20 protein-coding genes and 1 pseudogene are annotated in these 26,258 nt (G+C 71.2%); 9 read left to right on the top strand and 12 right to left on the bottom strand.

Translation table 11 applies throughout. The annotated features are described in order from the left end of the window. Window positions 1-124 precede the first annotated feature (124 nt). The 4 genes from gnd (at window position 125) to DA075_RS05165 (ending at window position 5,454) form a co-directional block, all read left to right on the top strand. A complete protein-coding gene (gene gnd / locus DA075_RS05180; RefSeq protein ID WP_099952311.1) occupies window positions 125-1,099 on the top strand; it encodes a phosphogluconate dehydrogenase (NAD(+)-dependent, decarboxylating) in 975 nt (324 codons plus the stop codon). Further along, on the top strand, window positions 1,096-2,628 hold the full coding sequence (gene zwf, locus DA075_RS05175; protein WP_099952310.1) for a glucose-6-phosphate dehydrogenase: 1,533 nt from the start codon (window positions 1,096-1,098) through the stop codon (window positions 2,626-2,628). The genes gnd and zwf overlap by 4 nt, the downstream gene beginning before the upstream one ends. Then, window positions 2,625-3,344, top strand: coding sequence for a 6-phosphogluconolactonase (gene pgl, locus DA075_RS05170; protein WP_099952309.1), 720 nt, complete (start codon window positions 2,625-2,627; stop codon window positions 3,342-3,344). Before zwf ends, pgl begins: the two co-directional genes overlap by 4 nt. 424 nt (window positions 3,345-3,768) lie before the next feature. After that, the gene (locus DA075_RS05165) at window positions 3,769-5,454 is read left to right on the top strand and encodes a methyl-accepting chemotaxis protein (protein ID WP_099952308.1); all 1,686 of its coding nucleotides are present in this window, start codon (window positions 3,769-3,771) and stop codon (window positions 5,452-5,454) included. 256 nt (window positions 5,455-5,710) lie between these two features. Here DA075_RS05165 and DA075_RS05160 read toward each other — a convergent pair whose 3' ends face one another. The 3 genes from DA075_RS05160 to DA075_RS05150 all read right to left on the bottom strand — a co-directional run bounded on the left by DA075_RS05160 (window position 5,711) and on the right by DA075_RS05150 (window position 10,084). Further along, window positions 5,711-7,834: a methyl-accepting chemotaxis protein gene (locus tag DA075_RS05160; protein WP_232386249.1), complete on the bottom strand. Its 2,124-nt coding sequence runs from the start codon at window positions 7,832-7,834 to the stop codon at window positions 5,711-5,713. A 509-nt stretch (window positions 7,835-8,343) separates the two neighbouring features. Then, on the bottom strand, window positions 8,344-9,429 hold the full coding sequence (locus DA075_RS05155; RefSeq protein WP_099952306.1) for a 2'-deoxycytidine 5'-triphosphate deaminase: 1,086 nt from the start codon (window positions 9,427-9,429) through the stop codon (window positions 8,344-8,346). A 145-nt stretch (window positions 9,430-9,574) separates the two neighbouring features. Continuing rightward, window positions 9,575-10,084 (bottom strand): hypothetical protein, encoded by a 510-nt coding sequence (locus tag DA075_RS05150; RefSeq protein WP_123834147.1) that lies wholly within the window; start codon window positions 10,082-10,084, stop codon window positions 9,575-9,577. Window positions 10,085-10,216: 132 nt separating this feature from the next. On the opposite strand from DA075_RS05150, the gene apaG reads away from it, so the two are divergent. After that, window positions 10,217-10,609 carry a Co2+/Mg2+ efflux protein ApaG gene (gene apaG, locus DA075_RS05145; protein WP_099952304.1) on the top strand — a complete coding sequence of 131 codons (393 nt, stop codon included), beginning with the start codon at window positions 10,217-10,219 and terminating at the stop codon, window positions 10,607-10,609. Between the two features lie 176 nt (window positions 10,610-10,785). Beyond that, window positions 10,786-11,970, top strand: coding sequence for an acetylornithine deacetylase (gene argE / locus DA075_RS05140; protein WP_099952303.1), 1,185 nt, complete (start codon window positions 10,786-10,788; stop codon window positions 11,968-11,970). Window positions 11,971-12,256: 286 nt separating this feature from the next. Here the strand turns inward: argE and DA075_RS05135 are convergent, their stop codons facing one another. From DA075_RS05135 to DA075_RS05115, 5 genes are all read right to left on the bottom strand, one after another. Beyond that, window positions 12,257-12,868, bottom strand: a complete 612-nt coding sequence (locus DA075_RS05135; RefSeq protein ID WP_099952302.1) for a LysE family translocator — start codon at window positions 12,866-12,868, stop codon at window positions 12,257-12,259. Window positions 12,869-12,954: 86 nt separating this feature from the next. After that, window positions 12,955-13,494, bottom strand: coding sequence for a PRC-barrel domain-containing protein (locus DA075_RS05130; RefSeq protein ID WP_099952301.1), 540 nt, complete (start codon window positions 13,492-13,494; stop codon window positions 12,955-12,957). Between the two features lie 118 nt (window positions 13,495-13,612). Then, window positions 13,613-14,641 (bottom strand): Hsp33 family molecular chaperone, encoded by a 1,029-nt coding sequence (locus DA075_RS05125; RefSeq protein ID WP_099956416.1) that lies wholly within the window; start codon window positions 14,639-14,641, stop codon window positions 13,613-13,615. A gap of 260 nt (window positions 14,642-14,901) precedes the next feature. Continuing rightward, window positions 14,902-15,849: an ornithine carbamoyltransferase gene (gene argF / locus DA075_RS05120; protein ID WP_099952300.1), complete on the bottom strand. Its 948-nt coding sequence runs from the start codon at window positions 15,847-15,849 to the stop codon at window positions 14,902-14,904. Then, window positions 15,849-17,042, bottom strand: coding sequence for an aspartate aminotransferase family protein (locus DA075_RS05115; RefSeq protein WP_099952299.1), 1,194 nt, complete (start codon window positions 17,040-17,042; stop codon window positions 15,849-15,851). The genes argF and DA075_RS05115 overlap by 1 nt, the downstream gene beginning before the upstream one ends. A gap of 321 nt (window positions 17,043-17,363) precedes the next feature. Between DA075_RS05115 and DA075_RS05110 the strand changes: the two genes are divergently transcribed. Together DA075_RS05110 and DA075_RS05105 are read left to right on the top strand one after the other, a co-directional pair. Next, entirely contained in the window at window positions 17,364-17,837 is a 474-nt protein-coding gene (locus DA075_RS05110) for a RidA family protein (RefSeq protein ID WP_099952298.1), read from the top strand. A gap of 104 nt (window positions 17,838-17,941) precedes the next feature. After that, on the top strand, window positions 17,942-18,697 hold the full coding sequence (locus DA075_RS05105; RefSeq protein WP_099952297.1) for a glycerophosphodiester phosphodiesterase family protein: 756 nt from the start codon (window positions 17,942-17,944) through the stop codon (window positions 18,695-18,697). Window positions 18,698-18,778: 81 nt separating this feature from the next. Here DA075_RS05105 and DA075_RS05100 read toward each other — a convergent pair whose 3' ends face one another. From DA075_RS05100 to DA075_RS05090, 3 genes and pseudogenes are all read right to left on the bottom strand, one after another. Further along, on the bottom strand, window positions 18,779-19,057 hold the full coding sequence (locus DA075_RS05100) for a hypothetical protein (RefSeq protein ID WP_232386255.1): 279 nt from the start codon (window positions 19,055-19,057) through the stop codon (window positions 18,779-18,781). A gap of 144 nt (window positions 19,058-19,201) precedes the next feature. Further along, window positions 19,202-19,432: a hypothetical protein gene (locus tag DA075_RS05095; protein WP_099952296.1), complete on the bottom strand. Its 231-nt coding sequence runs from the start codon at window positions 19,430-19,432 to the stop codon at window positions 19,202-19,204. Window positions 19,433-19,584: 152 nt separating this feature from the next. Continuing rightward, window positions 19,585-20,476: pseudogene (locus DA075_RS05090) on the bottom strand (MBL fold metallo-hydrolase). A 273-nt stretch (window positions 20,477-20,749) separates the two neighbouring features. Between DA075_RS05090 and DA075_RS05085 the strand changes: the two are divergent. Next, window positions 20,750-23,890, top strand: coding sequence for an autotransporter serine protease (locus tag DA075_RS05085; RefSeq protein ID WP_164712211.1), 3,141 nt, complete (start codon window positions 20,750-20,752; stop codon window positions 23,888-23,890). 178 nt (window positions 23,891-24,068) lie between these two features. Here the strand turns inward: DA075_RS05085 and DA075_RS05080 are convergent, their stop codons facing one another. Beyond that, window positions 24,069-26,087, bottom strand: coding sequence for a protein meaA (locus DA075_RS05080; protein WP_099952294.1), 2,019 nt, complete (start codon window positions 26,085-26,087; stop codon window positions 24,069-24,071). Window positions 26,088-26,258 lie beyond the last annotated feature (171 nt).

Genomic DNA, 26,258 nt, shown 5'->3' with positions numbered 1-26,258 from the left:
ACCCGAGCCACCCTCGCCCCTCACCCCTCGCCCACTCGGGAGAGGGGGATCGCGCCAGAGACATGTGACGGGCTCCCATGCCCACGGGCCGCCGGCCCCGGCTTCGCCGGCGAGGAGTGACGCGATGCAACTCGGCATGGTCGGTCTCGGTCGGATGGGCGGCAACATCGTCCGGCGGCTCCTGCGCAACGGACACACGGCCGTGGTGTTCGACCAGGATCCCAAGGCCGTGGCGGCCCTGGTGCAGGAGGGCGCGGTCGGCGCCGACAGCCTCGAGGACTTCGTGTCGAAGCTCGAGCTGCCCCGCACCGCCTGGGTGATGCTGCCGGCGGGCGACCCGACCGAGGTCACCGTCATGAAGATCGCCGGGCTGATGCAGCCGGGCGACGTGATCATCGACGGCGGCAACTCGTTCTACAAGGACGACATCCGGCGCGCGGCGGTGCTCGACGAGAAGGGTCTGCACTACGTCGACGTTGGCACCTCCGGCGGAGTCTGGGGGCTGGAGCGCGGCTATTGCATGATGATCGGCGGCCACAAGGAAGCGGTCGACCGGCTCGATCCGATCTTCTCGACGCTCGCTCCCGGTCTCGGCGAGGTGCCGCGCACCCCGGGACGCGACGGGCGCGACCCGCGCGCCGAGCACGGCTACATCCATGCCGGCCCGAGCGGCGCCGGCCACTTCGTCAAGATGATCCATAACGGCATCGAGTACGGCCTGATGCAGGCCTATGCCGAGGGCTTCGACATCCTCAAGCACGCCAACTCGACGGAGCTGCCGGAGGCGCAGCGCTTCGACCTCAACATCGGCGACATCGCCGAGGTCTGGCGCCGGGGCAGCGTGGTCTCGTCCTGGCTCCTCGACCTCACCGCGACCGCGCTCGCCGGCGACGAGAACCTCGACGCCTTCTCGGGCCACGTCGCCGATTCGGGCGAGGGCCGCTGGACGCTGAACGCCGCGATCGAGGAGGCTGTCCCGGCCCACGTCTTGTCGGCCGCGCTCTACGCCCGCTTCCGCTCGCGCCAGAGCGCCACCTACGCCGACAAGCTGCTCTCGGCGATGCGCAAGGGCTTCGGCGGCCACCAGGAGCCGAAATGACCTCCTCCATGGCCGAGGGGGCAGCCCCCCCGCCCGCCTGCACCCTGGTGATCTTCGGGGCGACCGGCGACCTCACCCACCGGCTCCTGATGCCGGCGCTCTACAATCTCGGCCGCTGGGGCCTCTTGCCGAAGGATTTTTCCGTCATCGGCGTCAGCCGCACCGAGATGTCGTCGGCGGAGTTCCGCTCCGAGCTGAGCGAGACCGTGCGCGGCTTCATCACCGCCAAGGGCGGCGAGGCCGGCGGCGGGTCGTTCGACGACGGTGTGTGGGACGACCTCGTCGGGCGGGTGCATTACCGCTCGGGCGATCTCTCGGACTCGGCGTTCTTCGAGGAGCTGAAGGGCGCCATCGCCGAGGTGTCGGGCAGCCAGGACGGCGGCAACGTCCTGTTCTACCTCGCGGTCGCCGCCGGCCTGTTCGGGCCGACGATCCAGAAGCTCGGCGAGGCCGGCCTCGTCGCGGAGGGCGAGGATCGCTGGCGCCGGGTCATCATCGAGAAGCCGTTCGGCCACGACCTGCCCTCGGCGGAAAAACTCGACGCCGACATCCTGAAGGTCCTGTCCGAGGACCAGATCTTCCGCATCGACCACTTCCTCGGCAAGGAGACGGTGCAGAACATCATGGCGTTCCGGTTCGGCAACGGCCTGTTCGAGCCGTTGTGGAACCGAGACCACATCGACCACGTCCAGATCACGGTGGCGGAAACCGTCGGCGTCGAGGGGCGGGGGAAGTTCTACGAGGCCACCGGCGCCCTGCGCGACATGGTGCCGAACCACCTGTTCCAGCTCTACACCCTGGTGGCGATGGAGCCGCCGATCTCGTTCGAGGCCGAGGCCGTGCGCGACAAGAAGGAGGAGGTGCTGCTCGCCACCCCCTCCGCCCGCCCGGCGGACGCGGTGCGGGGCCGGTACACGGCAGGCGAGGTCCAGGGCAAAAGCGTGAAGGACTACCGCGAGGAGCCCGATGTCGCGGGTGACAGCGACACCGAGACCTTCGTGGCGCTCAAGCTCGGGATCGACAACTGGCGCTGGGCCGGGGTGCCGTTCTACCTGCGCACCGGCAAGGCGATGACCCGGCGCGACACCGAGATCGCGATCCGCTTCAAGCAGGCACCGCTCTCGCTGTTCAAGGGTACCAACGTCCGCGAGGATGTGCCGAACTGGCTGGTGCTGCAATTGCAGCCCGACGAGGGCATCTCGCTGCAATTCGGCGCCAAGGTGCCGGGTCCGGCGGTGCGCCTCGGCAGCGTCGACATGCGGTTCTGCTACAAGGACTACTTCAAGACCGAGCCCAGTACCGGTTACGAGACCCTGATCTACGACGCGATGATCGGCGACCCGACGCTGTTCCAGCGCGCCGACATGATCGAGGCCGGCTGGCGCATCGTCCAGCCGATCATCGACGCCGCCGAGACGGGCGAGCTCGACACCCTCCCCTATCGGGCGGGCAGCGCCGGGCCGAAGGAGGCGCACGACCTCCTTGCCCGCGACGGGCGGGAGTGGCGTTCGCTGGAGCGCGGTTCGTGAGCGCCCTCCCCTCAGGGGCTCACGTCCTGCCCGACGCCGATGCGGTCGCCCGGGCGGCGGCCGAGCGGCTGGTCGCCGTGGCGCGGGCGAAGCAGGGTCGGGTCGGGATCTGCCTCTCGGGCGGCTCGACGCCGAAACTCCTCTACCGGCTGCTCGCCGGGCCGGAGTTTCGCGATGGCCTGCCCTGGGCGCGCCTGCACTGGTTCTTCGGCGACGAGCGCGTCGGCGATCGCCCGGAGGCCGGCAGCAACCGGCGCCTGGCCGAGGCGGCGTTCGGGGGCCTCGTGCCGGAAGGCCACCTGCACCCGATCCCGACCGACCGCGCGCCGCAGGCCTGCGCCGAAGCCTACGCCGAGACGCTGCGGGCCTGGTACGGCGCGGACCGGCTCGATCCGGACCGGCCGCTCTTCGACCTCGTGCTCCTCGGCCTCGGCGAGGACGGTCACACCGCCTCGCTGTTCCCGGGCAAGCCCGGGGCGCAGGAGCGCGTCGCCTGGGTGGTGGCGGTGCCGGAGGCCGGCCTCGCCCCCTTCGTGCCGCGGGTGAGCCTGACCCTGCCGGCGCTCGAAGCGACGCCGCTCGCCCTGTTCCTGGCGACGGGGTCGGGCAAGCGGGCGCCGCTCGCCCGCCTCGCCGCCGGGGAGGACCTGCCGGCGGGCCGGGTGCGGGCCCGGGGCGAGACGGCGTGGCTGCTCGACACGGCGGCGGCGGGCTGAAACAGGCAGGCGAGTGGCCCTGGTGATGCAAGCTGTGCGTGTGGGCTGCCTCGGCCCGGCGCAGGGCCGGCCGTGTCCCGGGACGCGCCAGGGCACACGACCTTTCTCCGTCTCGCACCCACCCTCTCCCATCCACCCTCTCGCCCGTCGCGGCCGGGCGCCTCATCCGCCGTGAGGGGATGATATCGTCGGCAAGGGGTTCTGAGCATCATGGTGCCTGACCCTGTCGTCAAATATTGCGGTACTCCAAGACAGCATATCTGATGCAATCTGCGAGTGTCGAAATCTTTACTTTAACGGTTAGCCGGATGAAATATCGCTATTGATGAATCGGCCTTAACGCCTCGTCTCGATGATGGGGGCACGCGGATCGGCGTCACCGATCCACCGACGGCTCCCTAGAGCTGCCCTTTCGAGCAGGCCGATGCGTGCGCTCAACCATCTCAAGATCGTTCCCAAGCTCACCATCGCCTTCGGCAGCCTTGTGGCCGTCACCCTGACGGTCAACGGCCTGAACTACTGGAGCTTCCAGTCGATCAAGGAGCGGAACCACTGGACCGGGCATACGGAAGCCGTGCTCCACGCCGTCGACGATGCGCTGGCCGGGATGCTCGATCAGGAGACGGGCCTGCGCGGCTACCTGCTGGCGGCGGATCCGCAGTTTCTGGCGCCCTATCGCCAGGGGCAGAAGGCCTACCGGACCGCCTTCGCCGAGGCCCGGCGCCTGACCGCCGACAACCCGGCGCAGCAGACCCGCCTCGACGCGCTCGACCAGCAGGCCAAACGCTGGATGCAGGACGTTGCCGAGAAGGAGATCGCCCTGATGGGCGATGCGGCGACCCGCGATCAGGCCCGGGCCATCGAGATCAAGGGGACCGGCAAGGCGACGATGGACGCCCTGCGCGAGACGGCGGCCGAGATCCGGAAGGTCGAGGTCGACCTGATGGCGGTGCGCGAGCGCGCGCAGGCGCGGACGTTCCAGCTCGCCGACCTGATGAATCTGGCCGGGATCGCCGCGAGCCTGCTGATCGCCGCCGTGATGGCCCTCATGGTCTCGCGCACCCTGGCCACGCCGCTTCGGGCCATGGCCGCGCTGATGCAGCGGCTGGCGCAGGGCGACAAGACGATCGTGGTCGCCGGTCTCGACCGCGGCGACGAGGTCGGCGCCATGGCGCAGGCTGTCGAGGTCTTTCGCCTGAACGCCATCGAGGCGGAGCGGCTGGCGGCCGCCCAGGCCGCCGAGGACGAGGCCCGGATGCGCCGCGCCCGCGTCGTCGACGATCTGGCACGGGAATTCGAGCGGACCGTGTCGGGCCTCACGGCCAGCCTCGCCGGCGCCGCCACCGAGATGGAGGCGACGGCGCGCGCCATGACGGGGGTGGCCGAGGAGACGACCCGCCAGACCGTCGCGGTGGCGGGCGCCGCGTCGCAGACCTCCTCCAACGTCCAGACGGTCGCCGCGGCGAGCGAGGAGATGACCGCCTCGATCCAGGAGATCGTCCAGCAGGTCCATCAATCGTCCCGCATCGCCGCGCGTGCCGTGGAGGATGCCGCCCGCACCAACGCGACGGTGCAGCGCCTCGCCGGGACGGCGGAGCGGATCAGCGACTTCGTCGCCACCGTGTCGAGCATCGCGAGCCAGACCAACCTTCTGGCGCTCAACGCCACGATCGAGGCCGCCCGGGCGGGTGCGGCGGGCCGCGGCTTCGCGGTCGTCGCCGCGGAGGTGAAGGAACTGGCCGGCCAGACCGGAAAGGCGACCGACGAGATCGGCGCCCGGATCGGCGAGATCCAGGGAGCGACCCGCGAGACCGTGGCCGATATCCGCCAGATCGCCAAGGTGATCGAGGATATGTCGGCCTCCGCGGCCAGCATCGCCGCGGCGATGGAGCAGCAGGGCATCGCCGTGCAGGAAATCACCCGCAACGTGCAGCAGGCGGCCTCCGGCACCGAGCAGGTCACCGGCACCATCGCCGGCGTCCGCGACGGCGCCGGCCAGACCAGCACCGCCGCGTCCCAGGTTCTGGACGCCGCGCAGGCCCTGTCGCGGCAATCCGAGATGCTGCGGCACGAGGTGACGGGCTTCCTCGGGCGGGTGAAGGCGGCCTGAGGCTGATTCCGGAAGGTCCCGTCCGGGATCAGCCTGACAAGCCCGCGGGTGGAGCCGGCGGCTCGACCCGCCTCACGGTCCACGACCGTGGCGGTGGAGGCCGCAGGATCGTTCTCCCCCACCCGCACCTCAGGATGAGGTTGCGAACGGGAGGGGAGCCGGCGCCGAAGTGGAGGCCGCCCTGCCGTGGACCGTGCACCCGCCTGAGCGAACGCCGACGCAGACGGGGACGGCCCGAAGACGCCCAGACAGGCTCTCAGGCCTCCCGCACCGAGACGAGGAAGCGGGAGACCTCCGCGCTCAGGTGGTCGGACTGGCGCGACAGCTCCGAGGCGGAGGAGAGGACCTGCTGCGCCGCGGCGCCCGCGCCCTCGGCGGCGCTCGCCACACCGGCGATGGTGCCGGTGACCTCGCCGGTGCGGCTCGCCGCCTGGGCGACGTTGCGCACGATCTCCTGCGTCGCCGCCGATTGCTCCTCGACCGCTGCCGCGATGGTGGTCGCCATCGCGTCGATCTCGCGGATCCGGGCGGTGATCGAGCCGATGGCGCCGGCGGCCTGTCCGGTCACGCCCTGAACCTGCGCGATCTGCTTGGCGATCTCGTCGGTCGCCCGGGAGGTCTGGTTGGCGAGCTCCTTCACCTCCGCCGCCACCACCGCGAAGCCGCGCCCGGCCTCGCCGGCCCGGGCGGCCTCGATCGTGGCGTTGAGCGCGAGCAGGTTGGTCTGCCCGGCGATGGTCGAGATCAGGCCGACCACGTCGCCGATGCGGGTGGCGGCCTGGGTGAGAGCCCGGACCAGCTCGGCGGTCTCGTCCGCCTCCCGCACGGCGGATTGCGCCAGCTCGGCCGAGCCCTGCACCTGCCGGCCGATCTCCTGCACGGAGGTGCCCAGCTCCTCGGCCGCCGCCGCCACGGTGCTGACATTCGTGGCGGCCTCCCGGGCCGCCTGCGACACCGAGGCCGAGCGGGTCGCCGTCTCGCCCGCGCTCGCGGTCATGCCGTGGGCGGTGGTCTGCAGCTCCGAGGCCGAGGCGGAGACCAGGCCCGCGACGCTGCCGACCGCCCGCTCGAAGCTGTCGGCGAGGGCCGCCATGGCGTGGTGGCGGTCGGCCGCCGCAGCGGCGTCCGCCGCCTGCCGGATCTCCGCCTGCTCGGCCGCCCGCCGGGTGACCAGGGCCCGGATGCCTTCGACGGCCCGGCCGACGGTGCCGATCTCGTCCGTCCGGGTCGAGCCCGGGATCGCCGCGATGTCCTGGCCCTGCGCCATGACCTGCAGGGCCTGGGCCAGCCGCGACAGGGGCCCGGCCAGGGTGCTCGCCAGGCCGTACATCGCCCCGAGCGCCCCCAGGGCGACGAGGAGGCCGACGACGATCTGCCAGGAGAGGTCGCTCCAGGCCCGGCTCGTCAGGGCCGCGCCCATCGTCGCCGCATCCGCCATGACGGCGGCGCGCGGCAGGGCGATCAGGATCGACCAGGCGGCGCCGGTCCGCCCGAGGGCGACGGGCGCGACGACCCGGAACTCGTCCAGGCCCTCGTCGTAGCCGATGAAGCTCTGCGCCGCCCGGATCGTCCGGTCGTAGGCCGTCCAGCTCGCATCGGCCTCAGCCAGGGGGCGGCCGATCCGGCCCGGGTCGCGGCTCGCCGCGATCACCAGCCCGGCCTGCGACACGATGGTGACGCCGCCCTTGCCGTGGTACATCGAGGCGCTCACCGCCTCGGCGGCCTTCTGCACGAAGGCGAGGTCGAAATCGGTGCCGGAGACGCCGAGGAAGCGACCGCCGACCGTGATCGGCACCGAGATGGTGGCGAGAGAGACCGACTTGCCCTGCACGATGTAGGGCAGCGGTGCCAGCAGGCTCTCGTGTCCGGTCTCCTTGGGCCCGAGATACCAGCCGCCCTTCATCACGCCGTTCGGGTGCAGGTCCCGGCTGTCATACTCGACGAGGGGCTGGACGGCGATCTTGCCGTCGGCGGTGCGGGTCCAGTAGGGCAGCGCGCGCCCGGTCGCGTCCGAGCCGAGGTCGCGGCGGTCGGCGAAGCTCTGGTCGGCCCCGTCGAGGGCGTTCGGCTCCCAGGCGCTGTAGGTCCCGTTGAAATCGGGGTTGCGCTTCAGCACCCCGAGGAGGAAGTCGTTGAGCACCGGACGGATCTGCGCCGGCTTCGCCCCCGCCTTGCCCGCCGCCAGCACCTCGAGGATGCCGGACGTGTTGCGCGCCGCCGCGAAGGCGAAATCGAGCTTGTGCTGGATCGCCGTCGCCTGGTTCGCCGCGATCGCCTCGAGATAGAGGCGGCTCTTCTCGTCGAGCACGGTCTCGAAGGTCGTCGTGACGAACCGGCTGTTGCTGAGCGTCGAATAGGCCCCGAATCCGACGATCAGCATCGACGCGACCAGTCCGCAGGTCCCTGACGCGGCCATGATCTTGAACTTGACCGAATGAAAGAACGGAACCTTGTCCCGATCCGCGTGCCCGGACAGCATGCTGGTCGCCCCTGTATCGATACGATCGCTTCGATCGACAGGTTTTTGCAGCATTGTCCTGCGATCGTGCCTGATTTGATTGTCGTATTTCAATATAACAAAAGGTTAATTCTGCAAAGCGCGATGGTCTAAGTTATCTTGCCCGTTAGACGGCGGGCCGGATTGATCGAGATCAATGCGGGGTCGAAAGATCAGGCGCGGTCACGCGCCGGTCGAGACGCCGCAGCCCCTGTTCCCGCATGACGCGACGATCGGGATGGTGTGCCCGAGCCCCGAACGCGAGCGGCCGAGGATGCGGGGGCATCCTCGGCCGTCGGTCTCGGCGAACGGGGCGCGGTCCGGCGACCGGCGTGCCACGGGGTGCCTCCTGCGCGCGACGCGGACCGCGTCCCGCCCGGACCGCGCTCCGGTCAGACGAAGTGCTTCGAGAGCTTCAATCCTTGCGCCTGGTAGTTCGAGCCGGCGGCGCTGCCGTAGAGGGCGGCCGGGCGCTGGGCCATGCGCTCGTAGACGAGGCGGCCGACGATCTGGCCGTCCTCCAGCATGAACGGCACGTCGCGGGAGCGCACCTCCAGCACCGCGCGGGCGCCGGTGCCGCCGGCCTCGGCATGGCCGAAGCCGGGATCGAAGAAGCCGGCGTAATGGACCCGGAACTCGCCCACCAGGGGGTCGAACGGCACCATCTCGGCGGCGAAGTCCGGTGGCACCTGCACCGCCTCCTTCGAGGCCAGGATGTAGAACTGGCCCGGATCGAGGATCAGGGTGCCGGAGCCGTCGGCCCGCAGGGGCTCCCAGAACTCCGAGGCCGGGTAGGAGCGCGGCCGGTCGACGTCGACGAGGCCGGTATGGCGCTTGGCGCGGTAGCCGATCAGCCCGTCGAAGCCCGAGAGGTCGACGGAGACGGCGACGCCGCCCTGGAACGAGGGATCGGCGCAGTCGACCAGCGGCGTCGCCGCGTGCAGGCGGGCGAGCGCCGCATCGTCGAGCCGCACCGCGCCGCGGCGGAAGCGCAGCTGCGACAGGCGCGAGCCGGTGCGCACCAGCACCGGGAAGGTGCGCGGCGAGATCTCGGCGAAGAGCGGTCCGGCATAGCCGGCCTCGACCATGTCGAATTCCCGCGCCTGATCGGTGATGACCCGGGTGAACACGTCGATGCGCCCGGTCGAGCTCTTGGGATTCGCGCTCGCCGCGAGGTCCGGCGGGAGGGCGAGGCCCTCCTGGAGCTCGGCGATGTAGACGCAGCCGGTCTCCAGCACCGCGCCCTGGCGCAGGTCGATCTCGTGCAGCTTGAGCTTGTCGAGGCAGGCGGCGACGTCGCGGGTGCGTCCCGGCAGGAAGCTCGCCCGCACCCGCCAGGCCCTGGCGCCGAGGCGCAGGTCGAGGCTCGCCGGCTGGACCTGGTCGTCCGCGAAGGGCGCGGCGGGCCGGATCACCCCGGCGGCGGCGAGCGCCACGATGGCCTCCGCCGATTGAATCCCGTCCTCGAGCTTCACCATGGCCTGTCCATTCTCGATGGCCCGAGCGGGCGACGCGTCGCCCGCTCGGATTCTTGTCGTGTCGCCGTTCTCGTCGTGAAACGGCGACCCCGTCTGCGAAACCTGCGGAGTGTCCTAGGCCAGGGTTTCGATGAGGTGAAGAGGATCACGCCCCGTCGCGGAGCCCTCTGACGACCGCGACGGCGAGGCTCGCCCGCGCGATCGCCCCCATGGCGGTGAGGCCGGCCAGCGCGCTCGCGATCAGCGGCAGCCGGTCCGGCCACAGGATCAGGGCGGCGAAGGCCAGGGCCGCGGCGAGATCGGCCCCGCGCCCGCCGGCGAGGATCAGCGAGTCCAGCTCGGGGCCGGGGAGCGCCGTCCCGGTCCGGGCGGCGGCGAGCGCGGTCAGCCGCGCGACCGCGATCTCGAGGAGGAGCGCCGCGACGAGCGCCGCCGCCGGTCCGCCGGGTGCCCGCCAGGCGAGGGCGAGGGCAAGGGCGGCGCGGATCCAGGATCCCTCCATCGCTCTCTCCCCTGCTCCCTCTCGCCGCGCCGCGAGCCGTCCCAGGCCGCACCAGAGGGCGAGCAGGACGAGGGCGGCCCCGTCGGCAGGGAGCGCCAGCGCCGCGGCGGCGGCGAGCCCCGCGAGCGCTGTGGATGGGCGAAGAAAGCTCATGGCGGGAATGGGCGCGCCTCGTGCAGGATTACCGACCGTGATCGCCGGTGATTGACGATCCGGAAGGCCGGACGTACCACGACCCCCATCGGCCGTCGCGCTTGCCCGCGGGCCGCCAGCGGAGGTTCCCTGATGTACAAGGCCGAGACCCGCGGCATCAGCGTGTCCGTGCAGCCGCGCTTCGTCGAGGAGGAATCCTCGCCCGACAGCGGACGCTACTTCTTCGCCTATACGGTGGAGATCACGAATAACGGCAGCGAGCAGGTGCAGCTGCGCTCCCGCCATTGGCGCATCATCGACGGTCGCGGCGAGATGCAGGAGGTGCGCGGCGCCGGCGTGGTCGGCAAGCAGCCGGTGCTCGGCCCCGGCGAGTCGTTCAGCTACACCAGCGGCTGTCCCCTCACGACGCCGGACGGCACGATGGAGGGCACCTACACCATGGCAACCCCGGACGGCCGCAGCTTCGAGGCGGCGATCCCCGCCTTCTCGCTCGACTCGCCGCATGTGCGCCGGGTGATGCACTGAGTGTCTCTCACGAAGCTCCCGATCGTCGCAGGAGTTTCGTGAGGCGCACTTCGCGAGGGCGACCGGCCCTACCCGTGCTCAGGCGTCTGGGGGCGCCTGCGCCGGCGCGGCTGTCGGGGGCGGCGGGCTTGGGCTAAGACCTGGGGTGTCCCTCTTCCGTGAGACCGCCCGCCCCGATGATCAAGACCGGCCCCCGCCTGACCCCGCTCGAACTCCTCGCCCGGCTGGTCTCCTTCGACACCGAGAGCCAGAAGTCGAACCTGCCGCTGATCGAGTGGGTGGCCGGGTACCTCGACGCCTGGGGCGTGCCTTACGTGCTGGTCCCCAACGAGACCGGCGACAAGGCGGCGCTCTTCGCCACGATCGGGCCGATGCAGGACGGCGGCGTGGTGCTGTCGGGCCATACCGACGTGGTGCCGGTGGCCGGCCAGGCCTGGACCAGCGATCCCTACACGCTGCGCATCGCCGACGGGCGGGCCTATGGCCGCGGCGCCGTCGACATGAAGGGTTTTGACGCGCTCTGCCTCGCCCTGGTGCCGGAGATGCTGGCGGCCGACCTCAAGACGCCGATCCACATCCTGCTCTCCTACGACGAGGAACTGACCTGCCTGGGCGTCGCCGACGTGATCGCCCGCTTCGGGCAGGACCTGCCGCGGCCGGGCGCGGTGATCGTCGGCGAGCCGACCGACCTCGACGTGGCCGATGCCCACAAGAGCATCTACACCTACCGCACCACCGTCCACGGCCACGAGGCGCATTCCTCCAAGCCGGCGCTCGGCGCCAACGCCGTGATGGCGGCGGCCGAGCTGGTGGCGGGACTCAACCGCATCGCCGACCAGATGGCGGCGCGGGGCGATGCCAGCGGCCGGTTCGATCCGGGCTACACCACGGTCCATGTCGGGGTGATCGGCGGCGGCACCGCCCGCAACATCCTGCCGAAGTCCTGCGAGTTCCAGTGGGAGTTCCGCGGCTTGCCGGACCTTCCCCGCGACGAGATCCCGGACCTGTTCGCGAAGGACGTCGAGCGGGTGACCCGCGAGCGGCTCAACCGCTTCGGCGCCTACGGCCATATCGTGACCGAGGAGGACGCGGCGGTGCCGGGTCTGGCGCCGGAGCCCGGCTCACCGGCCGAGCGCCTGGCCCTGCGGCTCGCCGGCCGCAACCATACCATCACGGTTCCCTATGCCACCGAGGCCGGCCGCTTCCAGCTCGCCGGCCTGCCGACCGTGGTCTGCGGCCCGGGCTCGATCGATCAGGCGCACCAGCCGGACGAGTACATCACGCTGGCGGCTCTGGAGGCGGGAGAGGTGTTTCTGCGCCAGCTGGTCCGGGATTGCGCGGCGGGGTGGAGCCCGGTGTGATGGGGTGCGTCCAGTCTTCGAAAGAAGACATGTTGCAAGGATTGATCGCGGGATCCCCTCCCCCGTATGGGAGAGGGGGTAGGGGCGATCGAAGATCGCGCAGGGTGGAGACGGCTCGGAATAGAGCTCGATTGTCGAGCTGAGCGGCTCGACGCTCAGCGCTCGGCACGCCACCCTCACCCCCAAACCCCTCTCCCACACCTTGCAGCGATCCCAGGCAAGCCTGGGATCGCCTGGAGAGGGGAACGCGCTTTACTTTCTAGTCAGAGAATTTGTCAAACCAGCCTCACGGCTTCCTGGCCAGCGCCAGCCCCACCCCCGCCCCGAGCAGCAGCCCGCCGGTCAGCCGGTTGCGCCATCGCCCTTTCGCCAGCACGACCCGCGCCCGTCCCGCCAGCACCGCCCAGACCGCGTCGCCGGCGATCGCCAGCACCAGGAAGGTCGCGGCGAGCAGGATCAGCTGCCCGAAGGGCGCCGCGTCGCGGCTGACGAACTGCGGCAGGAAGGCCCCGAAGAACAGGAGGGTCTTCGGGTTGGTGAGCGCCACGAGGAAGCCCCGCAAGGCGATGGCCCGGGCGGCCCTGGCGTCCGGCGCGGTCCGGGCGAGGTCGGTCGCGGGGGCGCGCCAGGCGCGGAATGCGAGCCAGGCCAGGTAGGCGACGCCGAGCCAGCGCAGCACCTCGAACCAGGTCGCCATCACGGCCAGCATTGCCGAGAGGCCGGCGACCGTGAGGGCGAGCTGGGCGGTCAGGGCCACGCTGGTGCCCGCCACGGTGACGAGGCCGTAGTGGCTGCCATGGGCCACGCTGTTGGCGACGATGAGGGCGACGTTCGGACCCGGGATCAGGATCAGGACGAGCGTCGCGGCGACGAAGCCGAGATAGAGGTCGAGGGGCATGGCGGGGTTTGTCCGGTGGTGAACCGGACGGCACCGTGCCACGCACGCCGCCGACCCGCCAGGTTCTCGGCTTCGAGCCTTCCGGCTTACTGCTGCGCCGGCTGGGTCGTGGTGGTGCCGGTGGCGGCCGGGACGTCCGTCTTCGGGGCGTCGGTCTTTTGCGCGTCAGCCTTGGCCTTGTCCGCCTGCTGGCCGAGATAGACGTATTCCGGCGCGGCGCGGAGCTGGTCCTTGTCGGTGTTGATCACCGCCTTCAGGGTCTTGTCGTCGACGCGGGTGACCTGCAGCGCCTCCTTCGCGACCGAGACGTACTTGGTGCCGAGGCCGAGGAAGCCGCCGACGCCGACGACGTACGACTTCACCGCCAGATCCGGCCCGAGCACGATGTCGGCGACCGAGCCGATCGTCTCGTTGGCGCCGTTCTGGATGCTCTGGCCGATCAGCTTCGAGGCGACGAGGTCGCTCGGCTCCTGGGCGACGAAGGTCGGCCGCAGGTCGTTGGCGAGGGTGGCGGGCGCGCCGGGCACCGGGGTCAGACCATTCTTGGGGCCGCCGGCATCCTGCGCCAGGCCGGCGCTGGTGCCGGCGACGAGGAGGAACGCGGCGGCGAGGAGGGGGCGGGACATCGACGGCTCCGACTTCGTGCGCCCGACACGCTCGGGCGCATGATGAGTCGGTTGCGGTGCGAAAGGTTCCCTCGCAGACCCGCTTTCCCTGCGTCAGGCCCGGATCCGGGCCTGACTCTCAGCGGTCCTGGCTGCCGGCGATCTCGGCCTCCACCTCGGCCGGGTCGAGGTCGTAGTGGCGCGAGCAGAACTCGCAGGTAATGCCGATGCGGCCGTTCTCGCCGACGATCTCGCGGCGCTCCTCGGCGGAGAAATTGCGGACCATCCCCATCACCCGCTCGCGCGAGCAGCGGCAGGCCTCGTGCACCCCCTGCGCCTCGAACACCCGCACGCCGCGCTCGTGGAAGAGGCGGTAGAGCAGGCGCTCGCTCGACACGGTCGGATCGACGAGTTCGTGGTCCTCGATCGTCGCGATCAGCGACTTGGCCTCGACCCAGGCATCGTCCTCCTGCGGCCGGCTGTCGTCGAGCAGCGCGTGCCCCTCCGGCAGGTCGCCGGGCGGCAGGTCGCCGGGCGGCAGGTCGGCGAGGCGGGCGCGATCGGGCGAGTGCGGCAGGAACTGCACCAGCAGGCCGCCGGAGCGCCAGGAACTCCCGGACGCCTCTCCCCCGCCCTCGACCTGCTCGGCGACGGCGAGGCGCACCCGGGTCGGGATCTGCTCCGACTGGCGGAAATACTGGTGCGCCGCCTCCTCGAAGCCCTGGCCCTCGAGCGCCACCACGCCCTGGTAGCGGCTCTGGGCCGAGCCCTGGTCGATGGTCATGGCGAGGTGGCCGTGGCCGAGGAGCTGGGCGGTGTCGGCGCGCGGGCCCGCCTCGGCGACGCGCCCGGCATCGAAGCGGGCGGTGGCACGCACCCGGTCGGGCGCCTCGAAATCCACCACCACCATCTCGACCGGGCCGTCGGACTTGGTCTGGAGCTGGAACCGGCCCTCGAACTTGAGCGAGGAGCCGAGCAGCACGGTCAGGGCCGCGGCCTCGCCGAGCAGCCGCGCGACGGTGTCGGGATAGCCGTGCCGGCGCAGGATGGTGTCGACGGAGGGGCCGAGGCGCACGACGCGGCCGCGCACGTCGAGGGGCTCGACCGCGAAGGGCAGGATCGCGTCGTCGCGGCCCTCGGGGTTCTGGGAAGTGGTCGTTTCGGACATGCTCTCACCGCCGCCGGCCGCCCCGATGCGGGAAGCCGGCACTCGTGCAGGAAGAAGAAGGTCTCCCGGCGGGGCGCCTTCCGCACGAGCCGCAGCGCATGCCGTCAAAAGAAGCGGGCAGACAGAGCGGGAGGGCGGGAGACGCCGCGGCGAGAGACCGGCGTATCCCGGTATATGGTGGTCCGGTCAGCGATGTCGAAGGGCTGCTGACCGGACAGGAAGGGCGATCGGGTCGAGGGGGTTATCGCCCGAAAGGCGCGTCAGGAGACGGCGCCGAGGCACCAGGCCAGGATGCCCTTCTGGGCGTGGAGCCGGTTCTCGGCCTCGTCGAACACCACCGATTGCGGCCCGTCGATCACCTCGGCGGTGACCTCCTCGCCACGATGGGCCGGCAGGCAATGCATGAACACGGCGTCCTTGGCGGCCGCCGCCATCAGCCGGCCGTTGACCTGGTAGGGCATCAGCAGGTTGTGGCGGTGCGCCTCGTCCTCGTCGCCCATCGAGACCCAGCAATCGGTCACGACCGCGTCGGCCCCCGCCACCGCCTCGAACGGATCGGCGGTGATGTTGAGCTCCGCGCCCTCCGCCTTGGCGCGGGCGATCAGGCTCTCCGGCACCGGCAGCTCCGGCGGGCAGGCGACGTTCAGGCGGAAGTCGAACCGCGCCGCGGCATGGGCCCAGGAGGCCAGCACGTTGTTGGCATCCCCCGACCAGGCGACGGTGCGGCCCTTGATCGGGCCGCGATGCTCCTCGAAGGTCAGCACGTCGGCCATGATCTGGCACGGATGCGAATCCTTCGTCAGGCCGTTGATGACCGGGATCGTGGCGTACTCGGCCAGCTCTAGCATCATGCCGTGATCGAGGATGCGGATCATGATCGCATCGATGTAGCGCGACAGGACCCGGGCGGTGTCGGCGACGGTCTCGCCGCGGCCGAGCTGCATCTCCCGGCCGGTGAGCATCAGGGTCTCGCCGCCCAGCTCCCGCATCGCCACGTCGAACGAGACGCGGGTGCGGGTCGAGGGCTTGTCGAACACCATCCCTAAGAACTTGCCGGCGAGCGGCCGCTCGGCCGGCGGCTCGCCCTTGCGGCGGCGCCGCTTCAGGTCGGCGCAGGCGTCGAGGACCGTGCGCAGCTCGGTGCTGGAGAAATCGGTCAGGTCGAGGAAGTGCCGGGGGGCCGGCGCGATCTTCACGGGCGCATTCATCACTCGGCGGCCCTCCGGCCCCTCGTCTCCATGGCGGCGCAGGCCGCCTCCAGCTTGTCCAGGGCCGCGCTCACCTCGGCTTCGCCGATGATCAGCGGCGGCAGGAGACGCACGACGTTGTCGCCGGCCGGGATGACCAGCAGGTGCTCGTCCCGGGCGGCGGCGGCGAAATCGGTGTTCGGCACGACGAGGCGCAGGCCCATCATCAGGCCCTCGCCGCGCAACTCGTCGACGATGTCGGGGTGGCGGTCCTTGAGGGCGGCGAGGCGCTGCTTCAGGAGCAGGCCGGTCTGGCGCACGTGCTCCAGGAAGCCCGGGGCCAGGACGATGTCGAGCACGGCGTTGCCCACCGCCATGGCGAGCGGGTTGCCGCCGAAGGTGGTGCCGTGGCTGCCCACCACCATGCCGCGGGCGGCCTCGCGGGTCGCGAGGCACGCCCCCATCGGGAAGCCGCCGCCGATGCCCTTGGCGGAGGACAGGATGTCGGGCGTCACCCCCGACCATTCGTGGGCGAAGAGCTTGCCGGTGCGGCCGATTCCGGTCTGGACCTCGTCCATGATCAGCAGGAGGCCGTGCTCGTCGCACAAGGAGCGCAGGGTGCGCAGCCACTCGTGCGAGACCACCCGCAGGCCGCCCTCGCCCTGGATCGGCTCGATCATCAGGGCGGCGGTCTCGGGGGTGATGGCCGCCTTCAGGGCTTCCAGGTCGCCGAACGGCACCTGGTCGAACCCGTCGACCTTGGGGCCGAAGCCCTCGATGTATTTCTGCTGCCCGCCGGCCGCGATGGTGGCCAGCGTGCGGCCGTGGAAGGCGCCCTCGAAGGTGACGATCCGGTAGCGCTCCGGGTGGCCGCCGGCGGCGTGGTACTTGCGCGCCATCTTGATGCAGGCCTCGTTGGCCTCGGCACCGGAATTGGCGAAGAACACCACGTCGGCGAAGCTCGCCTCGGTCAGCCGCTGGGCCAGCCGCTCGGCCTCCGGCACCTCGAACAGGTTCGAGACGTGCCAGACCTTCTGGGCCTGCTCGGTCAGCGCCGCGACGAGGTGCGGATGGCCGTGGCCGACCGAGTTGACCGCGATGCCGGCGCCGAAATCGAGGTATCGCGAGCCGTCTCGGGCGATGAGCCAAGCGCCCTCACCGCGCTCGAAGGACACCTTGGCCCGGGCGTAGGTCGGCAGCAGCGAGGAGGTCACGATCTCGTCTCCGTCGCGGTCGAGTGAGTCGGTCGACCGGAAAACAAAGCGCCGCCTCGAAGGGCGGCGCGCGCGGATACTATGGAACGTGAGCGCCCTGTCAACGCCGTCCCGTGAAGATGACGCCGAGATGACGGCGAGAGATCGCCCGCGATCGCCCTTGAGTCCCCTTGCCCGGGGTTGCGGCCGGACTGCCTTCGAGGCACAGACCCTCGGGCGGCCGGTCTCGGCCGCACCGCGGCGGGGGCGCCGCGGGACGACGGACCGGCCTCATGCCCGGCGGATCGGTACCCCGGGCGGGCCTGGTGGGAGACCAGACAGATGAGCGCGACCCTCGACCGCCTGAAGGAGCTCGGCCTCACCCTGCCGCCGGCCGCGGCACCGGTGGCGAACTACGTCGGCTTCCAGCGCAGCGGCAACCTGGTGGTGATCTCGGGCCAGCTGCCCTTCGGCGCCAACGGCCAGATCGACCCGGCTCACAAGGGCAAGGTCGGCGGTGCGGTCTCGCCGGAGGCCGCGGCGGACGCGGCGCGGCACTGCGCCCTCAACGTCCTCGCGCAGCTGCGCGCGGCGGCCGGCAACCTCGACGACGCGGTGGTGGCTTGCGTGCGGCTCGGCGGCTTCATCAACACGGCGCCGGGCTTCTCGGCGGTGGCGGGCGTGATGAACGGCGCCTCCGACCTGATGGTGCAGGTGCTGGGCGAGCGCGGCCGCCACGCCCGCTCGACGATCGGCGTCGCCGAATTGCCCCTCGACGCGGTCGTCGAGGTCGAAGGGATGTTCGAGGTTCGCTGACGAGATCAGGGCCCGGTCGCGCTGCGACCGGGCCCTGATCTCGATCTTTGGTTCGTCGCATTTTCTGCGACGAACCGGTGCCCACTTCGTCGGAAGATGCTTTGATGACCGACCGCCTCGCCCCCGACTGGCTGACCGCCCGCCCGATCGCCCATCGGGGCCTGCACGACCGCAATGCGGGCATCCCCGAGAACACGTTCGCGGCGGCCGAGGCCGCGATCGCCGGCGGCTACGCGATCGAGTGCGACGTCCAGCTCAGCCGGGACGGCGAGGCGATGGTCTTCCACGATGCCGGCCTCGGCCGGCTCACCGGGGCCGACGGCCTCGTGCGCGAGCGCGACGCCGCCGACCTCGGGCGACTGACGGTGCTCGGCAGCGCCGAGCACGTCCCCACCCTGGCGGAGTTCCTCAAAAGGATCGCCGGCCGCACGCCGCTCGTCGTCGAGGTGAAGACCCGGTTCGACGGCGATCTCGCGCTGGCCCGCCGCACCGCCGAGGTCGTCGCCGCCTATGACGGCCCGCTGGCGCTGAAATCCTTCGACCCGGCGATCGTCGGGGCGCTCGCCGAGCTCGCGCCTGGGATTCCGCGCGGCATCGTGGCGGAGAGCCACCACGACGACCCGTCCTACGCCTCCCTCACCGAGGCGCAACGGCACGGCCTCGCGAACCTGCTGCACGTTTCCGAGAGCCGGCCGGACTTCCTGTCCTGGCGCGTCGACGACCTGCCCAACGCCGCGACGCATCTCTGCCGCCTGCTCGGCCGCATGCCGGTGATGACCTGGACCGTGCGGAATGAGGCGCAGGTGCGGCTCGCGCGGGCGCATGCCGACCAGATGGTGTTCGAGGGCTTCCGGGCCTGACCGCTCAGGGGCTCGCCGGGGCTTGATCAGGGCTTGATCAGGGCCTGGCGGTGCCTTGGTCAGGGCCTGGCAGGGGCCTGCTCAAGGCCTGGCAGGGGCCTGGAACCACGCGAAGCGGGGCATGATCCCGGCGAGCGAGGCGGATGGGGGTTCGGTGCTCAGCGCATCCGCCACCGCGTCGGCCTCGTCCATGTCGAGGCCGACCTGCAGCACCTCGTCGATCACCGCGATGGCGCCGGAGCGCACGTCGTAGACCGTCCAGCCGGCGCGGTCGCGGCGGATGTCGTAGCGGATCAGCTCGGCGCGAGCGGACAGGAGGGGCTGGGTCATGAGGGGCTGGGTCATGGCGGTGTCGGACATGGCGTGCGTCCTGTTGCCTGATCTCTGATTAGTCCTGCGGGGGCGCGTTCACTGTGCCGGCGCGCACGCGGCGCGCAGGGTGGCGGTCGAGCGGGACAGGGTCGCGCCACCTTTCCCCGTCGAACAGGGAGCGTCCGGGCGGCATCAGGGCCAGTCACCCCGCCCGATCGGTCCCGCCCGCACATAGCCGCGCGAGATCAGCCGGTCCCGCTGGCGGGTGCGCCGCTCGGCCTCGCCGAGATCGGCCAGTGCATCGGCGATCGCCCGGCGCAACGCCAGGCCGGCATCGCCCCCGGCGGCGGTGAGGTAGGCGACGGCGATCGTCTCGACGCCGGGTGCTCTCCCGTCCCGTCGTTCCGCCGGCTCGTGACTCATGGTTCCTGGCTCACCGCTGCACGTCGCCGGCCGCCGCCGACTCACGTTAGAACATAACGTGAACAAGCCACGGCGAGGCCGTCCCGGTCAAGCTGCGTTCGCGCATCGAGAGCCGGCCGGCGGCACGATGTGGATAGCGGGGAGAGATCCGCTCAAGCTGTGCGGGTCGCCTCCGGGTCGCCGGTGCGGACCGGCGCCTCGACGTAATGCCCGGTCTCCGGCACCGCCACCGTCCCGAAGTCGCGGGCGAGGTCGTGCAGGGCCTGGCGCAGGCCCGGGCCGTGCAGGGGCCGGCCGTGGCCGGTCAGAGCCAGCTCGGGTTCGAGCTGCGCCAGCACCTCGACCGAGCGCCCGGCGGCCTCCCAGTCGGTAGTGAGGTAGCGCGGCGGCCCGTGCATCTCGGGCGCCTGGGTCGCGACGGCGTAGACCGATTCCTGCGCCGTGGTGACGAAGGCGTCGCCCGCGATGAGCGTCCGGTCGGCGGCGCGCCAGAGCGAGACGTGGCCGGGGGAATGACCCGGCGTGTGGATCCAGCGCCAGCCCGGCAGCGGCGGCACGCTGCCATCCTCCGGCAGCAGGTGCAGGCGGGTGCCGACATCGACCGGCCGCGTCGGGAAGAGCGGCGAGAGCCGCGCGACGAGGCCGCCGCCGACGCCCGGATCCGGGGCCGGATAGGCGGCGCTGCCGTCGAGATAGGGGCGCTCCAGCGGATGGGCCCAGACCGGGACGTCCCAGGCCTCGGCCAAGTTCTCGAGCACCCCGACATGGTCGAAATGGCCGTGGGTGAGCACGATCGCGGCCGGCCGGCCGGGCGCCCGCGCCGAACCGGGCCGCGGCGGCCGATCGAATCGCGCCGCGCGAGCCGATGGTCCCGGCATCGACCAGCACCCAGCCGCGGTCGCCGGCCCCGGGCGCGCCCAGATAGGCGACGTTGACGATGGCGTGGCGCTGATAGGCGAGATCCGGCCTCAGGCCATGGGTGCCGTCCGGGCCGGCGGGCTCGTCGAAGACCGATTCGGGGCCGATCGGGATCTGCTGGGTCATGCCGGCACCTCGCGACGGGAATGCCCGGCTCAATGCTCCCAAGGGGTATCCGTTCCCGCCCTGGATGCCCGGGCGCATCGGTTTCGTGATGTTTCTGCCACGGCATGCCGGAAATACCCGATCGGGGCCCGTTCACGGCCCCAATCGGGCTTTTTCGCGGCTAGCATCGCCGTCAGCGCTCAGGCGTGCCTTGACCGAAGAAGAAGTCGGAAAAGGCCACGCCACATCGAGGCAATTTGACGAAAAATGCAGACACGATCGCAACGTAAGGCGATGGCCGCCCGCGGCCTGATCTCGCTTCTCTGCTCGACGATCTCCTACGCGGCGCTGGCGCAGTCGGCCGGCACCCAGGATCCGGGACGCCCCGGCGATGCGGCGAGCTGGCGGACGCCGGAATATCTCGGCGACTGGGGCCTGACCTCGATGCGGGCCGACCAAGCCTATGCACGCGGCATCACCGGCCGCGGCGTCGTGGTCGGCTCGGTCGATTCCGGCTTCCTCGCCACCCATCCGGACTTCGCCGGTCAGGTGACGCCGCTGACCGTCCAGGGCACCTACCTGGCGAACGGCTACCGCTACGAGACCGCCGCGGGCGTCCGCAGCGACCTGTTCTCGGCCGGCAGCCCGTTCTCGGTGCCGGGCACCTGGATCCGGGGCACCAACGACGACCACGGCACCCATGTCGACGGCACCATCGTGGCGCGGCGCGACGGCGCCGGCATGCATGGCGTCGCCTTCGGCGCCACCCTGCTCGCCACCAACACCAACGCCACCGATTCGTCGATCTACGGCGCCAACCAGGACTACACCTACTTCAAGGCCGCCTACGGCAGCCTGGCGGCCGCCGGCGCGCGGGCGATCAACTCGTCCTGGGGCAGCCCGCCGCCATCCGAGAACTACAACACCCTCGCCGGGGTCGCTGCCGGCTACGCCAAGTTCCAGGGCCGGCCCGACTGGCTCGACGCCGTCGCCGAGACCGCCCGGCAATCCGGCACGATCATGGTCTTCGCCGCCGGCAATGCCGGGGTGAACAACCCGACGGTGCGGACCGCCCTGCCCTATTTCGAGCCCGACCTCGAATCGCGCTGGATCGCGGCGTCCGGCCTGACCATCGACGATGGCACGGCGTTCAACCGCTGCGGGCTCGCCAAGTACTGGTGCGTCGCCGCGCCCGGCCGCGGCATTCTGAGCACCGTCACCTCGACCACCGGGGTGGCTGGCTACGGCACCAAGAGCGGCACCTCGATGTCGGCGCCCCACGTCACCGGCGCGCTGGCGCTGGTGATGGAGCGCTACCCCTACATGACCAACGAGCAGGCGCGCGACGTGCTGCTCACCACCGCGACCCATCTCGGCAGCGGCCCGGCCGACCGGCCGAACGAGACCTTCGGCTGGGGCAAGATCGACCTCGGCCGGGCGATGAACGGTCCGGGCCAGTTCCTGGGCCGCTTCGCCGCCACCCTGCCGGGGGGCACGGTCGACACCTGGTCGAACGACATCTCGGACGCGGCGCTCCGTCAGCGCCAGGTGGAGGGCAGCGCCGAACACGCGACCTGGCTGCAGGACAAGGCCGCCCGCGGCTGGAGCGACGGCCTGCCGCCGGGCGCGACCGCCGACAGCCAAGTGGAGTACACCTACCGCGAGGCGCGCGACCGGGCCTTCCTCGCCCGCACCTACCAGGGCGGGCTGACCAAGGCCGGGGACGGCGCGCTGATCCTCACCGGGGCCAGCACCTTTACGGGCGCGACCGAGGTGAATGGCGGATTGCTCGCCGTCAACGGGTCGATCACCTCGATCGCCACCGTGAATGCGGGCGGCACACTCGGAGGCACCGGCACGCTCGGCGGGCTTAGCCTCCGCTCGGGCGGTACGGTGGCGCCGGGCAACAGCATCGGCACGCTCACCGTCGCCGGCAATGTGAGCTTCGCCCAAGGCTCGCTCTACGCCGTCGAGGTGGCACCCGGGCGCAGCGACCGCATCAGCGCCACCGGCACGGCGCGGATCGACGGCGGCACCGTGACGGTCGCGGCCGAGGGGACCGGCACTCCCCTGAGCCCCGGAGCGTTGCGTGGGCTTTTGGGCCAGCGCACGACCATCCTGTCGGCGGCGCAAGGGATCACCGGCCGGTTCGACGCCGCCACGCCCGGCTATACCTTCATCGGCGCGAGCCTCGACTACGACCCGACCCGCGTCGGCCTGACCCTCGGGCGCAACGCCACGACCTTCGCGTCGATCGGCGCCTCCCGCAACCAGGCGGTGACGGGTGGGGCGATCGAGCGCTTGGGCTTCGGCAACCCGCTCTACGAGACCGTGCTGGTCAACACCGATGCGGGAGCGGCCCGCAGCGCCTTCGCCTCCCTGTCGGGCGAGGTCCATGCCAGCGCCGTGACGGCGCAGTTCGAGACCGCGTTCTTCGTGCGCGAGGCGATCCTCGACCGGCTGCGCCGGGACGGTCTCACCGACGCGCCGGTCTTCCCGGGCGTCTCCGCCTCGAATCTCCCGGCGGCCTATTCCGCCGACCTGCCGGGCCGGGTCGCACCGCCGGCCCAGGTGCCGGCGCAACTCGTCGAGCCGCGCGCCTATGCCGTGTGGGGCCAGGGCTTCGGCGCCTTCGGCCGCACGCGGGGCGACGGCAACGCCGCCTCGCTGTCGCGGCAGATCAGCGGCTTCGTTCTCGGTGCCGATACGCGGCTCGATCTCGGCGGGCTGCCGGGCGGCTGGCGCCTCGGCGTCGCCGGCGGCTACACCAATACCAGCCTCGACGGAACCGGCCGCGCCTCCTCGGGCGTGATCGAGAGCGGCTTCGGCGGCCTCTATGCCGGCACGGTGCTGGGTCCCGTCGCCCTGCGCTTCGGCGGCGTCGCCGGCGGCAACAGCCTGTCGCTCCGGCGCAGCATCCTGGCCCCCGGCTTCGCTCAGGGGCTGAATGCCCGCTACGGCGGCCTCACCGCGCAGGTCTTCGGCGAGGTCGGCTACCGGGTGGCCTTCGGGGCGGCGTCGATCGAGCCCTTCGTCGGCGCCGCTGCGATCCGCATCGGCCAGGACGCGTTCGCCGAGCGCGGCGGCCCGGCAGCCCTGTCGGGTCTCTGCCGCGACAACGATCTGGCCGCCACCACGGTCGGCGTGCGTGGCTCGACCCGGCTCTCGGCCGACCTGCCCGTGACCCTCACCGGCCTCGTCGGCTGGCGCCGGGCCTATGGCGACGTGGTGCCGAAGGCCCTCCTCGCCTTCGGGGCCGGCCAGACCGGCTTCCTGGTCGCCGGCGTGCCGATCAACCGCGACGCGATGGTGGCGCAAGCCGGGATCGACTGGGCTTTCTCCCCGGCGGCAACCCTCGGCCTGTCCTATACCGGCCAGGCCGGCGAGCGGGCGCAGGACCATGCGGTGAAGGGCAACTTCACGTATCGGTTCTGACGCGCTGACAAGGAAAGGCCCGCCGCCTCGGGATCGAGGCGGCGGGCCTTTTCGTCGCATCCGCCCGGATCAGCAGACCGGGCCACGCGGAATGGCGATCACCCGCATCCATCCGAGGGCGGCCGGGTCGTATTCCCCGGGAAAGCCGGATCCGCCCTCCCCCCGGTACATACCCGCGTCAGAACACCTCTTCCCGCCGCGGGGCCGCGCCTTCCGCCTCGCGCCGGGCGATCGACCGTTCGACCACCTTGGCGAGGCCGACCATGATCGTGTCGAGGGCGTAGTCCTTCGGCGTGTAGATCGCGGCCACGCCCATGTTCTTCAGCACCAGCTCGTCCTCGGACGAGATGATGCCGCCGACGACGACCGGGATGTGGTCGAGGCCTTCCTGGCGCAACCGCGCCCGGACCTCGCGCACCAGCGGCACGTGCGAGCCCGACAGGATCGACAGGCCGATGATGTGGGCGTTGCGTTCGCGCGCCTTGGCGACGATCTCGGCCGGGGTCTGGCGGATGCCGTCATAGGTCACGTCGAAGCCGACGTCGCGGGCGCGCAGCGCGATCTGCTCGGCGCCGTTCGAGTGGCCGTCGAGGCCGGGCTTGCCGACGACGAGCTTCGGCGCCTCCCCTAGGCGCTCGCCGAGATCGGCGATGAGCAGGCGTGCCTCCTCGGCCGCCCCCGAGGTGACGGTCTCCGGCGTCACGCCGGTCGGCGCGCGGTACTCGCCGAAGACCTGGCGCAGGCGCTCGCCCCACTCGCCGGTGGTCACGCCGGCCTTGGCGCAGGCGATCGAGGCCGGCATCACGTTGCGGCCCTCGCGGGCCGCGGCTTCGAGCGCGTCAAGGGATGCCGCGACCGCGGCCGCATCGCGCTGGCTGCGCCAGGCCTTGATGCGGGTCTGCGCCTCCATCTCGACCGTCTCCGAGACGGTGAAGATCGCCCCGTCCCCGGCGGTGAGCGGCGAGGGCTCGCCGTTCTGGAACTTGTTGACGCCGACCACGACCTGCTCGCCGCGCTCGATCGCGGCGATGCGCCTGGCGTTCGACTCGACCAGCGCCCGCTTCATCAGGCCGGTCTCGATCGCCGCCACCGCGCCGCCGAGCGCCCCGATCCGGGCCAGCTCCGCCCGGGTCTCGGCCTTCAAGGCCTCGACCTTGGCGTCGATCACGACCGAGCCGTCGAAGATGTCGTCGTATTCGAGCAGGTCGGTCTCGAAGGCGAGGATCTGCTGCATCCGCATCGACCATTGCTGGTCCCAGGGGCGCGGCAGGCCGAGCGCCTCGTTCCAGGCCGGCAGCTGCACCGCGCGGGCGCGGGCGCGCTTCGAGAGCGTGACGGCCAGCATCTCGATCAGGATGCGGTGGACGTTGTTCTCGGGCTGCTGCTCGGTGAGGCCCAAAGAGTTCACCTGGACGCCGTAGCGGAAGATGCGCTTCCGCGGGTCGTCGATGCCGTAGCGGTCGCGGGTGATCTCGTCCCAGAGATCGCAGAAGGCCCGCATCTTGCAGATCTCGGTGACGAAGCGCAGGCCCGCATTGACGAAGAACGAGATGCGCCCGACCACGTCGGCGAAGCTCGCCTCGTCGAAAGCGGGATCGTCCCGCACCGTGTCGAGGACCGCGATGGCGACCGCCAGCGCGTAGGACAGCTCCTGGACCGGCGTCGCCCCCGCCTCCTGCAGGTGATAGGAGCAGACGTTCATCGGGTTCCACTTCGGAACCTGGCTCGTCGTGAACAGGATCACGTCCTTGGTGAGCCGCAAGGACGGCCCCGGCGGGAAGACGTAGGTGCCCCGCGACAAGTATTCCTTGATGATGTCGTTCTGGGTCGTTCCCTGGAGGGCCGAGAACGGCGCCCCCTGCTCCTCGGCCACCGCGAGGTACAAGGCCAGCAGCCAGGGGGCCGTGGCGTTGATGGTCATCGAGGTGTTCATCTGGGCGAGCGGGATGTCCTGGAACAGGGTCCGCATGTCGCCGAGATGCGCGATCGAGACGCCGACCTTGCCGACCTCGCCGCGGGCGAGCTCGTGGTCGGGGTCGTAACCGGTCTGCGTCGGCAGGTCGAAGGCGACCGAGAGGCCGGTCTGTCCCTTGGCGAGGTTGCCGCGGTAGAGCGCGTTCGATTCCGCTGCCGTGGAATGGCCCGCATAGGTGCGGATGATCCACGGCTTGTCCCGCTTGACGTCCGGTTCGCCCATTTGCACCCTCGCCCTTCGTTGTCCGGCCGCCCGCGGGCCCGGATGACCGCCACGGTGCCAGGATGGTAACCGCACCCGACTTGACCGTCATCCATGACGTAAGGCCCACAAGTAGGCCACGCCGCCAAATGGGCTATTGAGGCCCCCTGGAACGACGCTAGAATTCACGGT

Origin of the sequence: Methylobacterium currus, assembly GCF_003058325.1 — a bacterium.
In the GTDB taxonomy this organism is placed as follows: Bacteria; Pseudomonadota; Alphaproteobacteria; order Rhizobiales; family Beijerinckiaceae; genus Methylobacterium; species Methylobacterium currus.
Note: the sequence above shows the minus strand (reverse complement) of the source record. Positions and strands in the feature narration are given on the sequence as shown.